This is a genomic window from Brenneria salicis ATCC 15712 = DSM 30166 (genome assembly GCF_003315515.1).
GTDB classification, from domain to species: Bacteria; Pseudomonadota; Gammaproteobacteria; order Enterobacterales; family Enterobacteriaceae; genus Brenneria; species Brenneria salicis.
Genome location: NZ_QNRY01000004.1, coordinates 23,063 through 39,598 on the forward strand (window position 1 = coordinate 23,063; position 16,536 = coordinate 39,598).

Consider the following 16,536-nt stretch of genomic DNA (forward strand, 5'->3'; position numbering starts at 1 on the left):
TTTTGCTTTATAAAACGATGATGAATCAACGCTTACAGCGCTTTCAGAATCGCCTCTACGCTCTCTTTGGCATCACCAAACAGCATCTGGGTATTTTCTTTAAAGAACAGCGGGTTTTGAACGCCGGCATAACCGGTATTCATTGAACGTTTGAACACGATAACGTTCTGCGCCTTCCACACTTCCAGCACCGGCATCCCGGCGATGGGGCTATGCGGATCTTCCTGAGCAGCCGGGTTAACCGTATCGTTGGCGCCGATAACCAGTACCGTATCGGTATCGGAGAAATCATCATTGATCTCATCCATTTCCAGCACGATATCATAAGGGACTTTGGCTTCAGCCAGCAGCACGTTCATATGACCGGGCAGACGCCCCGCCACCGGATGAATACCAAAGCGGACGTTAACACCGCGAGCCCGCAGTTTGGCCGTAATATCGTGCACCGGATATTGCGCTTGCGCCACCGCCATCCCGTATCCGGGCGTGATGATCACAGAGCTTGAGTTCCTGAGCAATTCAGCGACGTCTTCCGCAGATGCTTCACGATATTCGCCCATCTCCTCACTTTCCCCCGTGGAAGAGCCGTCAGTGCCGAAGCCCCCGGCGATCACGCTGATAAAAGAGCGGTTCATCGCTTTACACATGATGTAGGACAGAATCGCGCCGGAGGAACCAACCAGCGCACCGGTTACGATCAGCAGATCGTTGCTCAGCATGAAACCGGCAGCGGCAGCGGCCCAACCAGAGTACGAGTTCAAGATGGAAACCACGACCGGCATATCCGCACCGCCGATAGAAGCCACCAGATGCCAGCCAAACGCCAGTGCAATCGCCGTCATCAGCAGCAACGCGATAATTTGCAACGCCACGCTACCCGTGTTGACAAAGGCCAACAACAACAGGAAAGACACGACCAGCGCCGCCAGATTCATTTTATGGCGATGCGGCAGCATCAGTGGTTTGGAAGAGATCAGGCCGCGCAGTTTGCCAAACGCGACGACTGAACCGGTAAAGGTCACCGCACCGATGAAGATCCCCAGAAAGACTTCCGTTAAATGGATATTCACCAGCACCGGATCGGTGATTTCACCGTGATCGAGGAAGCTGTTAAATCCAACCAGCACCGCCGCCAGGCCAACAAAGCTGTGAAGTATGGCGACCAGTTCCGGCATTTCCGTCATTTCGACTTTACGCGCCAGATAAACACCGATCGAACCACCAATTACCATCGCCACGATAATCCAGCCGACATTACCGGTATCAGGCCCCAGGATGGTGGCAAGCAGGGCAATCGCCATCCCGATGATGCCGAAAACATTCCCCTGACGGGATGTTTCGTGCCTGGATAAACCGGCCAAACTGAAAATGAATAAAATCGCGGCAACAATGTATGCAGCTGTAACTAATCCACCAGACATGTGCTACCCCTTAATTTTTGCGGAACATTTTCAGCATGCGCTGAGTAACGGTGAAACCACCGAAAATATTGATGCTGGCAATCAATACGGCGATGAAGGAAAAGAAAGACACCCATCCGCCGTGACCGATTTGCAACAATGCCCCTACGACGATAATGCCGGAAATCGCGTTGGTAACCGACATCAACGGCGTGTGTAACGCGTGACTGACGTTCCACACCACGTAATACCCCACGACGCAGGCCAGCGCAAAAACGGTGAAGTGCGACAAAAACTCTTTCGGCGCCACGTTAGCCAGCCAGCCAAACAGCAGGATCGCCAACGCGAGGAAAGCATATTTCTTCCAGGGCGATGAAGGTTTGGCTTCTTCTTTTACCATCGCGGCGGCGGGCTTAGCCTGTTGCGGCTGAGCGGAAACCTGAATCGGCGGCGCCGGCCAGGTGACTTCGCCATTTTTGATGACGGTGACGCCACGAATGACATTGTCTTCAAAATCGACGTCAATCTCGCCGTTTTTCTCTTTACACAACAGCTTCAGCAGGTTAACCAGATTGGTGCCGTAAAGCTGAGAAGACTGTGTGGGCAGGCGGCTTGGCAAGTCGGTATAACCGATAATCTTTACGCCGTTTTCCGTTACCGTAACCTGATCAGCGACGGTCAACTCACAGTTACCCCCCGTCTGCGCCGCCAGATCAACCACCACGCTGCCGGGCTTCATGCTCAGCACCATCTCTTTAGTAATCAGACGCGGAGCCGGTTTGCCGGGGATCAGCGCGGTCGTGACAATAATGTCCACCTCTTGCGCCTGCGCCGCAAACAGTTCCATTTCCGCTTTAATAAAGGCTTCGGACATCACTTTGGCATAGCCGTCGCCGCTGCCGGCTTCCTCCTCAAAGTCGAGTTCGAGGAATTCGGCGCCCATACTTTTGACCTGCTCTTTCACTTCGGGACGAGTATCAAAAGCACGCACAATCGCGCCGAGGCTTCCGGCTGCGCCAATGGCGGCCAGCCCTGCCACGCCCGCGCCAATAATCATCACTTTTGCGGGCGGAACTTTACCGGCGGCGGTGATTTGCCCGGTGAAAAAGCGGCCAAATTCATGGGCGGCTTCAACAATCGCGCGATATCCGGCGATGTTGGCCATCGAACTGAGCGCATCCATAGACTGGGCGCGGGAAATGCGCGGCACCGAGTCCATTGCCAGCACCGTCACCTCGCGGGCAGCCAGTTTTTCCAGCAGTTCAGGGTTCTGAGCAGGCCAGATAAAGCTGATGATGGTACTTCCCGCGCGGGTCAGTTCAATTTCATCATCCTGTGGCGCATTCACCTTCAGAACAATGTCTGATCGCCAGACTTCATGAGTATCAACAATGGACGCGCCGACTTGTTGATATGCCGCATCGTCAAAGCTGGCCAGTTTCCCCGCCCCACTTTCTATCGCGACCTCGAAGCCAAGTTTCAGCAACTGTTCCACCGTTTTCGGCGTTGCTGCAACCCGTGCTTCATTGGTCAACCGTTCTCTTGGTACACCAATACGCATACTGATTCCCTTTTTCGCTTATTTGAACGAAGGTTGTAATTTTCACCGCATCTGTAATATGAATCAGCCGAGACTTATCGCACCCTTTATCTCATTAGCAAATTCATTGATACCCGCCATACTTCAAGTTGCAGATGCGCTGACTTTCCTGCCACTCGAATTATTTAAAGTATATAAACTACTGAAAATGTGATTGCTGATCCATACATAAAATGAAGTTCGCGGAAAAGCCGAGTTACCACCGGGTAAGCGCGTTTTTTGGTCATAAATCACGTTTACCGACTTCTTTTGTAGCATTATTAATAAAGTTTTGTCCGGTGTTATTTCACAAAAACGATGTGTTACGGGCTTGTTAATGTGAAATTTTGTATAAATATTTCTTATGTCGGTAAAACAATCATTAACCGTTATTATTATTGCTTTTCTCAATTTCACTGAAAAAATAATAACACCGTATGCCGCTTAAAATGCTGAAGCGTACCGGTTTATTCCGTGCGATAATCGGCGACTGTTCTGTTATATCTTGATTGCTAAGCACGTTGTAAACCCAATGCGTCAGGTGAAAGGATTTTTTATGAAGCTGAAGACTACGATTATTGCATCCACGTTACTTTCATTCGCTGCTTTTTCAGCGCACGCAGCGCAAGAACTCACGCCGGAGCAGGCTGAATCTCTGCAACCCTTCGAGCGCATCTCTTTTGTCGGGCGTTTTAATGCGATAAACGAAGCCGTCGCAGCCGCCTCGAAACGTGCTGATAAAGCGGGCGCTGATTCGTTTTATGTTCAGAGCATGAGCGACCTGAACTCACGCGGCAATTGGAAGGTAACGGTTGATCTCTACCATAAAGACGCGCCGAAAGTGAGTAAAGAAGTTGAGTACCGCCAGTTTAATGGCGTGAAAGAATTGCCAAAAGATGTGGCTTATGGTCTTGAGCCGTTCGATACGGTCACGGTTAGCGGCTTTTTCCGCAGCCAGCCGGACCTGAATGACGCCATCGCCAAAGCAGCAAAAGAAAAAGACGCCGATTCTTTCTATATTGTGCGGCAGGCGGATGTGAACTCCAGCGGCGCTAATCAGAAAATCACCGCCTATATTTATAAAGCCGATGCGCCAAAACGTCAGATTCAAAGTACGGATACGATCCCGGCGGATTCTGATGCCGGACGTGCGGCGCTGGCTGCTGGCGGTGAGCAAGCCGCTAAAGTGGAAATTCCCGGCGTCGCCACCTCTGGCAGCCCAAGCCGCAATATCGGCAACTTCTTTGAAACGCAATCATCAAGAGGCGGTCGTTACACTGTCACGTTGGCGGACGGTACAAAAATTCAGGAGTTGAATAACGCGACAGCTGCTCAGATGGCGCCATTCGACTCCATCCAGTTCCGTGGCAACTACACTAATATGACCGCCGTTTCCGAAGCCGTCGCCAAACGTGCCGCCCAGAAAGGCGCCAAGTACTACCACATCACCCGGCAATGGGAAGGCAAAGGCAACAACATGACCATTAGCGCCGACCTGTATAAATAAGCATGCCAAAACGCCAAAACCCGCATGCTATGCGGGTTTTAAGCTTAAGATTACGTCGGGCCCAACAAATCTCAATGCGTAACAAACTCGCCTTTCTTTAACGTCTTCACGCTGTTGCCATTCACATCAACCGCCTGCATATCCGCGCCTTTCGCTTTCAGCGCGTTCAGCAACTCTTCACGCTGGAATAGCGAGGCGAACATGGCGGCGGTTTGTCCGGCATTATTGCGCTCATCAGGATTACACTCTGCGGCGATTAACCGCCGTGCGATTATGATTTCCCCTTTGAATACGGCGCCCATCAGGGCGCTATTGCCGCGTTTGTCGCGTAAACAAGGATCGGCGCCGGCCTGCAATAATTTCTCAACCGCAGCGTCACGTCCGTGATACGCAGCGAGGATGACCGCTGTATACCCCTTTTCATCCGCGACATTGAGATTATATTTGGCGCTGATAAAGGTGTCGAGAATAGCAAGATCGCCCTCTCTGGCCGCATTCCATAAATAGGTGTTCAGCGATTGCTTTAGTGCAAGTTCGTTCTGAATCTTTTCGGCGGCCTGAGCCACGGAAAAGCCTGTCGCCAAAAGGCATAGCGTCAGCAATAACGATTTCATCGTTGTTCCCTCCGGGTCTCTTTATTGTCCGCGCCATGAACCGGCGCGGACAATAAAGGCATAACGATTAATCAGATAGCTTCTCTGCCAGTTTTTGTACCGTCGACAGATTGGCTTTGGCTATGGAGGTCAGGCGCGTACCATACTCCTGGTCGGCTTTGTAAAAATACGACAGCATGATATCGCGGCTTTTCTCATCTGCCGTCGCCAGCGCCGATCCCAGACTGTTTACCAGATCGGTGCGATCTTTTTCGCTGTAGGAGCGGTACAACTCGCCGGTTTGCTTAAAGTTCTGCTCACGCTGGATTTTGCTCTGCGTTGTCGTTCCCTGTAACGGCAGGTGGCTGTAACGGGCAGAGGTCAGTTCTTCACGCGGATACAAGCGGCTTGGCTGATAATTCACGCCGTTATCCTGTGTCTTACCGCTGTTCATGCTGCCATCCTGATTGCCGTTGTTGACCTTATTGCGCGGCGCATTAATCGGCAGGCTCAGGCCATTTGCGCCGATACGGTACATTTGCGTGTCGGCATAGGCAAAAAGACGCCCCTGAAGCAACTTATCTTCGGATGGTTCGATACCCGGCACCAGATTTGATGGCGCCATCGCAACTTGTTCGGTTTCCTGGAAGATGTTGTCAGGATTTTTGTTCAGCACCATCTGCCCAATTTTACGCTCCGGCACATTCGGCCAGATTTTGGTGGCGTCCAGCGGATCGAAATCAAATGTTTTCAGCGATTCCGGCGTCAACACCTGAATATAGAGATCCCATTTTGGGAAGTCGCCACGGTTGATAGCCGATACCAAATCGTTCGACATATGGCTGTAATCTTTGCCCTGCACCTTCTCAACTTCTTGAGGATCAAGATTTTTTATTCCTTGCAACGTTTTCCAGCGAAATTTCACGTAGTGAACTTCACCTTTGCTGTTCACGAACTTATAGGCGTGTACGCTATTGCCATCCATATTCCGGTAGGTGGCTGGCGTCCCTTCGTTGGAATAGAGCAATGTCAGTGTACGGATGGACTCGGGTACATGGGAAAAAAAGTCGAAACGGCGAGCGTCATCATCAAGGTTGGTTCTGGGATCGGGTTTAAAGGCGTGAACCATATCCGGGAATTTGATCGCATCGCGGATAAAAAAGGTCGGGAAGTTGTTTCCCACCAGATCCCAGTTACCTTCCGTGGTGTAGAACTTGGTGGCGAAACCTCGCGGATCGCGTAACGTTTCCGGTGAATGATTACCGTGCACCACACTGGAAAAACGCACAAAAACCGGCGTCTTGCTGCCGGCCTTAAATACCTGGGCCATCGTCAAATCGGAGATATCCGCTGTTGCGGTAAATTCTCCGTAAGCGCCGGTGCCGCGAGCATGAACCACCCGCTCCGGGATTCGTTCACGGTTAAAACGCTGTAATTTTTGCAGTAATTGCACATCTTGCAGTAACACCGGGCCGCCATCACCCGCCGTTTGTGAGTTCTGATTATCACCGACCGGCGCGCCATTATCTCGCGTCAGGGTATCGGCAAGGCTTACCGGGCTGATGAAAAGTGCGATTAACACCATCGCCGTACTTTTTTTAAGAGTATAAATGCTGCTCACAGGGCTGTTGCTCATAACGATATCCTCGTTTCTTTGTCGTAAAGTCCATTACCCTGAAGCGTTAGCAATCGCAATCTGGTGAAGCCAAGGATCTTCCCGCCTCAACTCTCAGGGTTATTCAGGCTTACAGCCTGAATGTGCATTACCTTACCCATATGATGACGGATTCGTAAGAGCATCTAACCTATTACATTAATAGTCAGTCCCTTAATTCCTTACTTAAAGTAAGGCGAATGTGCCTTGAAATAAGAATGATGGCGTTATTAATAAGAGGAGAAACAGATGGTTTTTTTGATGCGGATCACACTTTTCTATTTTTCATCAATACGGCCATTGATAAAAATTTTTATAAATAACCTGCGCACCAGCAAGCACGCAGGTGATACTAGCTACTCCTTAGTTGCTGGTATCCAGCGCCGGGAAGCTTTTCACCAACTCATCAATGGCTTTGATCTGTTGCAGGAATGGCTCCAGCTTAGCTAACGGCAGCGCGGAAGGACCGTCACACTTGGCGTTGGCCGGATCAGGATGCGCTTCTATAAATAAACCGGCCAGACCGACTGCCATTCCCGCCCGCGCCAGTTCCGTTACTTGCGCACGACGCCCGCCAGACGCGGCGCCAAACGGATCACGACATTGCAGCGCATGGGTTACGTCAAAAATCACCGGTGAACCGTTGGAGGCCTGTTTCATCACATTGAAACCCAACATGTCCACCACCAGATTGTCGTAACCAAAGTTGCTACCGCGATCACACAGGATCACCTGATCGTTACCGCCTTCGATAAATTTATCGACGATGTTTCCCATCTGTCCGGGGCTGACAAACTGGGGTTTCTTCACGTTGATTACCGCACCCGTTTTCGCCATTGCCTCAACCAGGTCGGTCTGACGCGCCAGAAAAGCCGGTAACTGAATGACGTCCACCACATCCGCCACCGGCTGTGCCTGATGGGATTCATGCACATCCGTAATCACTTTTACGCCGAAGGCCTGTTTTAATTCCTGGAAGATTTTCATACCCTCTTCCAGACCAGGCCCACGGTAAGAATGGATCGAGGAACGGTTAGCCTTGTCGAATGAGGCTTTGAACACGTAGGGGATGCCCAGCTTCTGAGTTACCGTGACATAGTGTTCACAGACACGCATCGCCAAATCGCGTGATTCAAGTACATTCATGCCGCCAAACAGTACAAAAGGCAAATCGTTGGCAACTGGGATATCCCCAACCTTGACCACTTTGTTCTTCATACTTTTACCTTAAATGTCGGATAACTCGAAATTGAATAAATAAAAAAATGCGCTCGCATAAAACATCAATGTAAAACTACGTTAATGTAAAATAACGTTCTTTTGCTCGATGGAATGAATCTGAACTTTGATCATTTCACTCACCGGATCTTCCGGGCATTGCTCAACAAAATAATTCAGGTCGGACAACGCGATGTGATCGCAATCCAGTTGCGCGTAAATCAGGCCGCGATCGCGGATTTCATACGGATCTTCCGGGTCAAACTGTAATACCGCTTCACTGGCTCTCAGGGCCAGTTCCATCTGTTTTTCTTCCATCAGGGCGACCTTCAGCGTATCAAGCATCTTGCGCACTATCAGCACGTTCTCCGCTTCATCCAGATCTTCGTCCATCAACTGTGACGATGGGCCAATGTTGCCTTTCAGCCATACTTCCAGAACGTGCTCGCTCAGGGTATCGCCATTTAGCGGGTTAATCAGCCACATTTCTTCATCCAGCCAGTCCGCTCGGAAAATCAACTGGGTTGGGAAAATCACCGGCATCAGCGGCAGGCCGAGTTCATGGGCGACATGCAGAAAGATAATCCCTAAAGAAACGGGCATCCCCTGCCGCGACTCCAACACTTTATCCAGCCACAACACATCCGAAAGCCGGTAGACGCCACTGGCGCCGCCAAATCCCCAGGTGTGAAAAAAAAGCTCAATCAGTTTCTCAAGTTGCAGATCTTGTTCGAGATCATCAGCGATAACAGAACGGGCTTCATCAGCCAGTCGTTGCAGATTTTGCCGCACATCCTGAGCGGGGAAGTCACGGCGAATAACCTGTGACACTAATACGACACCTTCACTTAACTGTGAACGGTTGAATTCAAAATCAGCAATAGAACTCATAGTTATTCCATCAGCAACAGTAACCTGGCAAGCGAAATCCGTCTCACCGGATTGACGCCTGCCAAAGCGAAAATAAACGCCGGCCAGCAAACCTTCTGGCTACGAGAGCGTTTTTCCAAAGCAATCAGGCGACGCAGAAGTTAAATAATGTAGAAGTTAAATAATAACGCCAAACTGTTTTCCCGTCAGCCAGCTTTATTCGGCAGTAAACGGATAAACAAGATTAATGAAAACCAAACTTCATGCACTGACCAGCAACTACATCACGTCAAGTGGCGATGGTTTTCGTCCATTGCCCAAGCGAGACGCGGTCATTGCCACCGTAATCCTGACAGGTTGCAATCCGTGCGAACCCGTTCCGCTGCAACAGTTGCCGTACCGCCGCCCCTTGCCGCCAGCCATGTTCCAGCAACAGCCAACCGTTTGATTGCAGATAATTTATTGAATTTTCAATGATAAAACGCAGATCGGCCAGTCCATTCTCGGCAGCAATCAGGGCGCTTGCAGGTTCAAAGCGCACATCGCCCTGCGCAAGATGACTATCTGCCGCGTCAATGTAAGGCGGATTACTGACAATCAGAGCAAAACGTGTCGGCGACAGCGGCGAAAACCAGTCGCCTTGCAGGAAACGAACATTCTTTATATTCAGCCGGGCGGCGTTATGTTGCGCCAACGCCACCGCCGCCGGTTGAACGTCAATACCGGTGACCTGACAGTCCGGGCGTTCGCTGGCGATGGATAATGCAATCGCGCCGGCGCCAGTCCCTAAGTCCAGCACGCTGGCGCCGCCGGGCGGCAATCGGGACAATGCCTGTTCGACCAAACATTCGGTATCTGGCCGGGGAATCAGTGTCGCAGGCGATACCGCCAGCGACAGCGACCAGAATTCACGCTCGCCGGTCAAATAGGCAACAGGTTCACCGGCCATGCGCCGCGTCAGCAATGACTCCAACTGCTGTAGCTGCGTTTCGGTCAGTATGGTTTCGCCAAACGCCAGCAGAAACGTGCGCGCTTTGCCCGTAACGAACCCCAGCAACACTTCAGCATCGCGCTTCGGGCTTTCTCCGGCGGCAAGACGCGCCGCCGCCGAGGTTAACCAGGCTTGATAATTCATTATTCCTGCTCAGACAACGCCGCAAGCTGATCGGCCTGATATTCCTGCACCACCGGCTGGATCAGCATATCCAGTTTTCCTTCCATAACCTCATCCAGACGGTACAACGTCAGGTTAATACGATGATCGGTCACCCTTCCCTGTGGGAAATTGTACGTTCGGATACGGTCTGAACGATCGCCGCTGCCCAGCAGGTTACGCCGCGTAGATGCCTCTTCCTGCTGACGTTTTTGCATTTCCGCCGCCCGAATGCGTGCGCCGAGCACCGATAGCGCTTTGGCTTTGTTTTTATGCTGTGAACGTTCATCCTGACACTCCACCACAATACCGGTCGGCAGGTGGGTGATTCGGATAGCGGAATCAGTGGTGTTGACGTGCTGACCACCCGCCCCTGAAGAGCGGAAGGTATCAATACGCAAGTCAGCCGGGTTGATGTCCGGCAGTTCAGCTTCAGGAATTTCCGGCATGACGGCGACGGTGCAGGCTGAGGTGTGGATACGGCCTTGAGATTCGGTTGCCGGTACACGCTGAACGCGGTGACCGCCTGATTCAAACTTAAGCTGGCCGTAAACGCCATCACCGGACACTTTGGCGATCACTTCTTTGTAACCGCCATGTTCGCCTTCGCTGGCGCTCATCACCTCAACCCGCCAACGGCGAGCTTCGGCGTAACGGCTATACATGCGGAAAAGATCGCCGGCGAAGATTGCGGCTTCATCCCCGCCGGTGCCGGCTCGGACTTCCAGAAAACAACCGCGCTCATCATCAGGATCTTTCGGCAACAGCAACACCTGAAGTTGCTGTTCTAACGCTTCATTGGCGGTTTTGGCCTGCTTTAGCTCATCCTGCGCCATTTCACGCATTTCCGCATCATCCAACATCAGTTCCGCAGTCAGGCTATCTTCCTGCACCTGCTGCCATTGTTGGAAACAGCGGGTTATATCGGTAAGTTGCGCATATTCACGCGATAAAGTGCGAAAACGGTCCATATCAGCAATAACGCTGGGCTCACCGAGTAACGTCTGAACTTCTTCATGGCGTTCTTGTAACGCTTCCAGTTTAGCAACGATAGAAGGCTTCATGCGGGCGGTTAAATCCTGTTAAGAGAGATGAATGCTAGTCCAGCCCAAGGCTGTCTCGTAAAATTTGTAAACGCTGCAAATCGCCATCGCGGGCAGCTTGCTGAAGAGATTTGGTAGGAGCATGGATCAAGCGATTGGTTAACCGGTGCGTCAGTTCCTGGATCACCGTTTCAACATCGCTGCCCTGCTGAATGGCGACCAGCGCTTTAGCGGTCATTTCCGCCCGCAACTCATCGGCTTGCGCCCGGTAATCACGGATCGTCTCCACTGCGGATTGCGACCTCAGCCAGGCCATAAAGTCGGCGCTTTCCTGCTGAACAATGGATTCCGCCTGAATCGCCGCGGCTTTTCGCTGCGCCAGGTTATGCTGGATAATGGCGTGTAAATCGTCAACGCTATAAAGATAAACGTTTGGCAGTTTGCCTACTTCCGGCTCGATATCACGCGGAACCGCGATATCCACCATCAACATTGGCTGGTTGCGTCTGGCCTTGAGCGTCCTTTCTATCATCCCTTTCCCGATAATTGGCAATGTACTGGCCGTTGAACTGATGACAATATCGGCATGAACGAGTTGTTCATCAAGTTCGGCCAGCGTGATGACGTCCGCCCCAACTTCCGTCGCCAGCGCCTGAGCGCGCTCGTGGGTACGGTTGGCGATGACCATGCGCCGGACCTGATGCTCGCGCAGATGACGAGCAACCAGTTCAATGGTTTCGCCCGCGCCCACCAGCAGTACGTTAACTTCCGCCAGCGATTCAAAAATCTGTCGCGCCAACGTACACGCGGCGAAGGCCACCGATACCGCGCTGGCGCCGATGTCGGTTTCAGTGCGAACCCGCTTGGCCACGGTAAAAGACTTCTGGAACAACCGCTCCAGTTCGCCGGAAAGCGACTGTTCGCGCTGCGATTCGGCAAAGGCTTTCTTCACCTGCCCCAAAATCTGCGGTTCGCCCAGCACCAGTGAATCCAGCCCGCTGGCAACCCGCATCAGATGGCTGACGGCCGCATTATCATGATGCCAGTAGAGGCTGTTGCGCACGTCGTTCGGTTCGAGATGATGATATCGGCATAGCCAGTCAATAAGTTGCTCAAGTTGGTTTTCCTGCTCTTCCACGCTCAGATAGAGTTCGGTACGGTTACACGTAGACAACAGCACGCCGCCCTGCACCAGCGGTTGCTGTAACAAGCTATCGAGAGCCTGCCCCAGCATATCTGGCGAGAAAGCGACACGTTCCCGCAAAGAAACAGGAGCTGTTTTGTGATTAATACCAAGCGCAAGCAGGGTCATTGAGCAATTCTTGAGTAATACCGGTGTTAGTATGGGTTTCGTTTGCAAGGCATTCTACTTGATGCGGGGAAGCAAGAAAAGCGACGGCGCGCGATGCTTACCCATGAGGTATATACTCTATGGCACCAAATAACCTGCATCGCCGGGAAATAACAAACGTTGACGATGAGCATCAAGCCCGTTAGCGTGACACTCCCTGTGGTACGTAAATTTGATTGATAGGATCACGCGACATGCCGATAAATACCGTCCGTTGCCTGCGGTTACTGCCGTTAGCCAGTCTGTTACTCACTGCCTGTAGCCTCAATCAACCCACCGGTCCGGGGAAAAGTCAGACCTCTCCAGAATGGCAACAGCATCAGCAACAAGTACGCCAATTGAGCCAATATCAGGCGCGCGGTTCTTTTGCCTATATCTCCGATAGGAAAAGAGTATCGGCCAATTTTTTCTGGCAGGACACGCCGCCGCAACGTTACCGTTTACTGTTGACCAATCCGTTAGGCAGTACGGAATTGGATCTTCGTACCCAGCCGGATGGCGTACAAATCACCGATAATCAAGGCCAGCGCTATGAAGGTAGAGACGCAGAAGCCATGATCCAGCAACTGACCGGTATGGCGATCCCGCTGAACAATCTACGTCAATGGATTATCGGCCTGCCGGGAGATGCCAGCGAGTTTACGCTGGATGACCGCTCTCTTTTGAAGACCATCACCTATCGTCAGGGCAATCAAAGCTGGAACGTGGATTATCAGCGCTACAATACTGAGGTTAATCCGCCGATGCCGGTAAGTCTGGAACTGGTTCAGGACGAACAGCGCATCAAGTTGAAAATGAATAACTGGATAGTTAAATAGACCATGCAACCCAATGGCATTGAACCTTGCATTGAAACGTGGCCTTCACCCGCCAAGCTTAATCTGTTCCTTTATATTACCGGCCAGCGTGCGGACGGCTATCACCTGTTGCAAACATTATTTCAGTTTCTGGATTATGGCGACACGCTGACCATTACGCCGCGTCAGGACGATCGTATTAATTTGCTTACGTCGCTGGAAGGCGTTGAGAACGAGCAGAATCTGGTTGTGCGCGCCGCCCGGCTGTTACAACAGCACTGCGTGCGTCACGGCATTCGCCCCGTCCGGTTTGGCGCGGATATCCGTATTGATAAACGTCTGCCGATGGGCGGCGGGCTTGGCGGCGGTTCTTCTAACGCGGCCACCGTGTTGGTGGCACTGAATCATTTGTGGCGTTGCGGATTGGATACGGATACGCTGGCCGGACTGGGTTTACAGCTTGGCGCCGATGTACCGGTGTTTGTTCGGGGCCACGCCGCATTTGCGCAAGGTATCGGCGAAAAGCTGACGCCGGCATCGCCGCCGGAGAAGTGGTATCTGGTCGCCCACCCAGGGATCAGCATTCCCACCCCGCTGATTTTTGGCGATCCGCAGCTAAAACGCGATTCGCCGGTGCGCCCTCTGGAGAGGTTATTAAAACAGACCTTCGTCAATGATTGTGAAGCTATCGCAAGAAAACGTTTTCGTGAGGTTGAACAGCTACTTTCATGGCTGTTAGAATACGCCCCGGCGCGCCTGACTGGAACGGGGGCTTGTGTGTTCGCAGAGTTCGACACCGAGTCCGAAGCCCGCCAGGTGCTTGACCAGGCCCCGGAATGGTTGAATGGTTTTGTCGCGCGAGGCGTTAATGTCTCTCCGTTGCAACGTATACTTTCCGGGCAACTTTAGGTTCTGATAACACACGTTTTGCCGTTAAACGTGTTTTATCAGGCCTGATTCATACACCCGTATGCATATTGTGCCTGTTATTGCGCCCTGCTCCCAATGGCGAGCAGGTACAATATTTCTCTGGACGCAAGCCTGAGGTTCTTCTCGTGCCTGATATGAAGCTTTTTGCTGGTAACGCCATCCCGGAACTAGCACAACGTATTGCCAACCGTCTGTACACCAGCCTTGGCGACGCCGCAGTCGGTCGTTTTAGTGATGGCGAAGTCAGCGTGCAAATCAATGAAAATGTACGCGGTGGTGATATTTTCATCATCCAGTCCACCTGCGCACCCACCAATGACAACCTGATGGAACTGGTCGTTATGGTTGATGCGCTACGTCGCGCTTCCGCGGGGCGTATCACCGCGGTTATTCCTTACTTTGGTTATGCTCGTCAGGATCGCCGGGTTCGTTCCGCCCGTGTGCCAATCACCGCCAAAGTGGTTGCCGATTTCCTGTCCAGCGTAGGTGTTGACCGCGTCTTAACGGTCGATCTGCACGCAGAACAGATTCAAGGCTTCTTTGACGTTCCAGTTGATAACGTTTTCGGTAGTCCTATCCTGCTGGAGGATATGCTGCAGCAAAATCTGGAGAACCCGATTGTGGTTTCCCCGGATATTGGCGGCGTCGTCCGCGCCCGCGCCATCGCCAAGCTGCTGAATGATACCGATATGGCAATCATCGATAAGCGTCGTCCACGTGCCAACGTGTCTCAGGTTATGCATATCATCGGCGACGTTGCCGGTCGTGACTGCATCCTGGTTGACGATATGATCGATACCGGCGGCACCTTGTGCAAAGCGGCGGAAGCCTTGAAAGAACGTGGCGCCAAACGCGTATTTGCCTACGCGACGCACCCGATCTTCTCAGGCAACGCGTATGAAAACATTAAGAACTCCGTCATTGATGAAGTGATTGTCTGCGATACCATACCACTCACGGATCACATCAAATCCTTGCCGAATGTTCGCACGCTGACCTTGTCAGGCATGTTGGCCGAGGCAATTCGTCGCATCAGTAACGAAGAATCCATCTCCGCCATGTTTGAGCATTAATCATATTTGAACCAATCTATCGGTTTGTGACGATAAGCAAGTAAAGCCGCCGGTAAAATGGCGGCTTTGCTATTATGATGAGAGAGATAATCCGTGGCACAACCACAGTTGATGGCGGGAAAATTTAAGAACGAAAACCAGCTACAACCAGTCGGCCATAGCGGATTTTAAAATTCGGTTCAGGAATGGCGCTGACGGCGACAACGTTTATCAAAGTGTTTGACCCACCAATAACGATCCGCCACCTCTTCATGACCACTCACGCGTGCACCAACCAGCCAGAAAATAGCGCCGGCAAAAATCCCCACCAAATCAATGTAGATCATAAAATTAGGTACATTAAATTTAGGCAACTGGCTGATGATGGAATAACCGATGCCGCCAATCATCAACACCATGCCAATCCCCATCAGGGCATTACCCAAAAGTATTGCGTTCTTACGTTTCATCTGTCACCTCCAGATAACATCTGTGGATGAATACGATTGCTGCTATTGATGTAATTATAGACAAGGAAATGATTGAATGAGTGGGTGCAAGATCACAGATACAAGCAGGAATTAATATTTTTTTACGTTTAAAACAAATAAATAGGCAAAAACCTAAATAGTCACTAGTCGGTATCAATTACTGGAGATTTGGCGTTCAACCTGCCCTGTGTGTAAACTAGCGCCTTCATGACTTATTTGAATCATGCGGCATCCCGTGAATACCGCATCAATATTGTGTAGTTGGAATATTACCGTGAGCAGCATTAAATTAATTGTCGGTTTGGCCAATCCCGGCGCCGAATATGCCGCAACCCGCCATAACGCGGGCGCCTGGTACATTGATCGTCTGGCGGAAGCCTACCGTCAACCACTAAAAGAAGAAAGCAAATTCTTCGGCTATACCTCTCGTTTGACGCTGGCCGGGCATGACATCCGTTTATTGGTTCCCACCACTTTTATGAACCTCAGCGGCGAAGCTGTGGCGGCGATGGCGACGTTCTACCGTATTCAACCGGATGAAATTCTGGTTGCCCATGATGAACTGGACTTATTACCCGGCGTCGCCAAACTCAAGTCAGGCGGCGGTCACGGCGGTCACAACGGCCTGAAAGACATTATCAGCAAGCTGGGTAATAATCCCAACTTTCATCGTTTGCGCATCGGTATTGGACATCCGGGCGATAAAAGCAAAGTGACCGGTTTTGTGCTGGGCAAACCGCCAGCCAGCGAACAGACGCTGATCGATGACGCAATTGAGGAAGCCGTTCGCTGCACGGAAATTCTGTTGAAAGAAGACATGGTTAAAGCCATGAACCGTTTGCATTCGTTCAAAGCGGCATAATTCATTCACCGATGCCGATGGCGGTTCGAGATAAAT

At 51.5% G+C, this 16,536-nt stretch carries 15 protein-coding genes; 5 read left to right on the forward strand and 10 right to left on the reverse strand.

Features of this window, described 5'->3' with window-relative positions; genetic code table 11:
- Positions 1-32 precede the first annotated feature (32 nt).
- The gene (gene pntB / locus DES54_RS03185) at positions 33-1,421 is read right to left on the reverse strand and encodes a Re/Si-specific NAD(P)(+) transhydrogenase subunit beta (protein ID WP_113865172.1); all 1,389 of its coding nucleotides are present in this window, start codon (positions 1,419-1,421) and stop codon (positions 33-35) included.
- Positions 1,422-1,431: 10 nt separating this feature from the next.
- Positions 1,432-2,961, reverse strand: a complete 1,530-nt coding sequence (pntA, locus tag DES54_RS03190) for a Re/Si-specific NAD(P)(+) transhydrogenase subunit alpha (RefSeq protein WP_113865173.1) — start codon at positions 2,959-2,961, stop codon at positions 1,432-1,434.
- A 574-nt stretch (positions 2,962-3,535) separates the two neighbouring features.
- Between pntA and ydgH the strand changes: the two genes are divergently transcribed.
- On the forward strand, positions 3,536-4,486 hold the full coding sequence (gene ydgH / locus DES54_RS03195; RefSeq protein WP_113865174.1) for a DUF1471 family protein YdgH: 951 nt from the start codon (positions 3,536-3,538) through the stop codon (positions 4,484-4,486).
- 71 nt (positions 4,487-4,557) lie between these two features.
- Here the strand turns inward: ydgH and DES54_RS03200 are convergent, their stop codons facing one another.
- The 7 genes from DES54_RS03200 to hemA all read right to left on the reverse strand — a co-directional run bounded on the left by DES54_RS03200 (position 4,558) and on the right by hemA (position 12,329).
- Positions 4,558-5,100 (reverse strand): ankyrin repeat domain-containing protein, encoded by a 543-nt coding sequence (locus tag DES54_RS03200; protein WP_113865175.1) that lies wholly within the window; start codon positions 5,098-5,100, stop codon positions 4,558-4,560.
- 67 nt (positions 5,101-5,167) lie between these two features.
- Positions 5,168-6,664 carry a catalase gene (locus DES54_RS03205; protein ID WP_205680174.1) on the reverse strand — a complete coding sequence of 499 codons (1,497 nt, stop codon included), beginning with the start codon at positions 6,662-6,664 and terminating at the stop codon, positions 5,168-5,170.
- 432 nt (positions 6,665-7,096) lie between these two features.
- The gene (kdsA, locus tag DES54_RS03210; RefSeq protein WP_113865177.1) at positions 7,097-7,951 is read right to left on the reverse strand and encodes a 3-deoxy-8-phosphooctulonate synthase; all 855 of its coding nucleotides are present in this window, start codon (positions 7,949-7,951) and stop codon (positions 7,097-7,099) included.
- Between the two features lie 81 nt (positions 7,952-8,032).
- The gene (gene sirB1, locus DES54_RS03215; RefSeq protein WP_113865178.1) at positions 8,033-8,842 is read right to left on the reverse strand and encodes an invasion regulator SirB1; all 810 of its coding nucleotides are present in this window, start codon (positions 8,840-8,842) and stop codon (positions 8,033-8,035) included.
- 268 nt (positions 8,843-9,110) lie between these two features.
- Positions 9,111-9,956 (reverse strand): peptide chain release factor N(5)-glutamine methyltransferase, encoded by an 846-nt coding sequence (prmC, locus tag DES54_RS03220; RefSeq protein WP_113865179.1) that lies wholly within the window; start codon positions 9,954-9,956, stop codon positions 9,111-9,113.
- Positions 9,956-11,038, reverse strand: coding sequence for a peptide chain release factor 1 (gene prfA, locus DES54_RS03225; RefSeq protein WP_113865180.1), 1,083 nt, complete (start codon positions 11,036-11,038; stop codon positions 9,956-9,958). Before prfA ends, prmC begins: the two co-directional genes overlap by 1 nt.
- Positions 11,039-11,072: 34 nt before the next feature.
- Entirely contained in the window at positions 11,073-12,329 is a 1,257-nt protein-coding gene (hemA, locus tag DES54_RS03230) for a glutamyl-tRNA reductase (protein ID WP_113865181.1), read from the reverse strand.
- A gap of 233 nt (positions 12,330-12,562) precedes the next feature.
- On the opposite strand from hemA, the gene lolB reads away from it, so the two are divergent.
- The 3 genes from lolB to prs all read left to right on the forward strand — a co-directional run bounded on the left by lolB (position 12,563) and on the right by prs (position 15,168).
- On the forward strand, positions 12,563-13,186 hold the full coding sequence (lolB, locus tag DES54_RS03235) for a lipoprotein insertase outer membrane protein LolB (protein ID WP_113865182.1): 624 nt from the start codon (positions 12,563-12,565) through the stop codon (positions 13,184-13,186).
- Positions 13,187-13,189: 3 nt separating this feature from the next.
- The gene (gene ispE / locus DES54_RS03240; protein ID WP_113865183.1) at positions 13,190-14,074 is read left to right on the forward strand and encodes a 4-(cytidine 5'-diphospho)-2-C-methyl-D-erythritol kinase; all 885 of its coding nucleotides are present in this window, start codon (positions 13,190-13,192) and stop codon (positions 14,072-14,074) included.
- A 146-nt stretch (positions 14,075-14,220) separates the two neighbouring features.
- Positions 14,221-15,168 (forward strand): ribose-phosphate diphosphokinase, encoded by a 948-nt coding sequence (prs, locus tag DES54_RS03245; RefSeq protein ID WP_121556322.1) that lies wholly within the window; start codon positions 14,221-14,223, stop codon positions 15,166-15,168.
- A 179-nt stretch (positions 15,169-15,347) separates the two neighbouring features.
- On the opposite strand, the gene ychH is transcribed toward prs, so the two are convergent.
- Positions 15,348-15,617: a stress-induced protein YchH gene (gene ychH, locus DES54_RS03250; protein ID WP_113865184.1), complete on the reverse strand. Its 270-nt coding sequence runs from the start codon at positions 15,615-15,617 to the stop codon at positions 15,348-15,350.
- A gap of 244 nt (positions 15,618-15,861) precedes the next feature.
- Between ychH and pth the strand changes: the two genes are divergently transcribed.
- On the forward strand, positions 15,862-16,500 hold the full coding sequence (gene pth / locus DES54_RS03255; RefSeq protein WP_113865185.1) for an aminoacyl-tRNA hydrolase: 639 nt from the start codon (positions 15,862-15,864) through the stop codon (positions 16,498-16,500).
- Positions 16,501-16,536 lie beyond the last annotated feature (36 nt).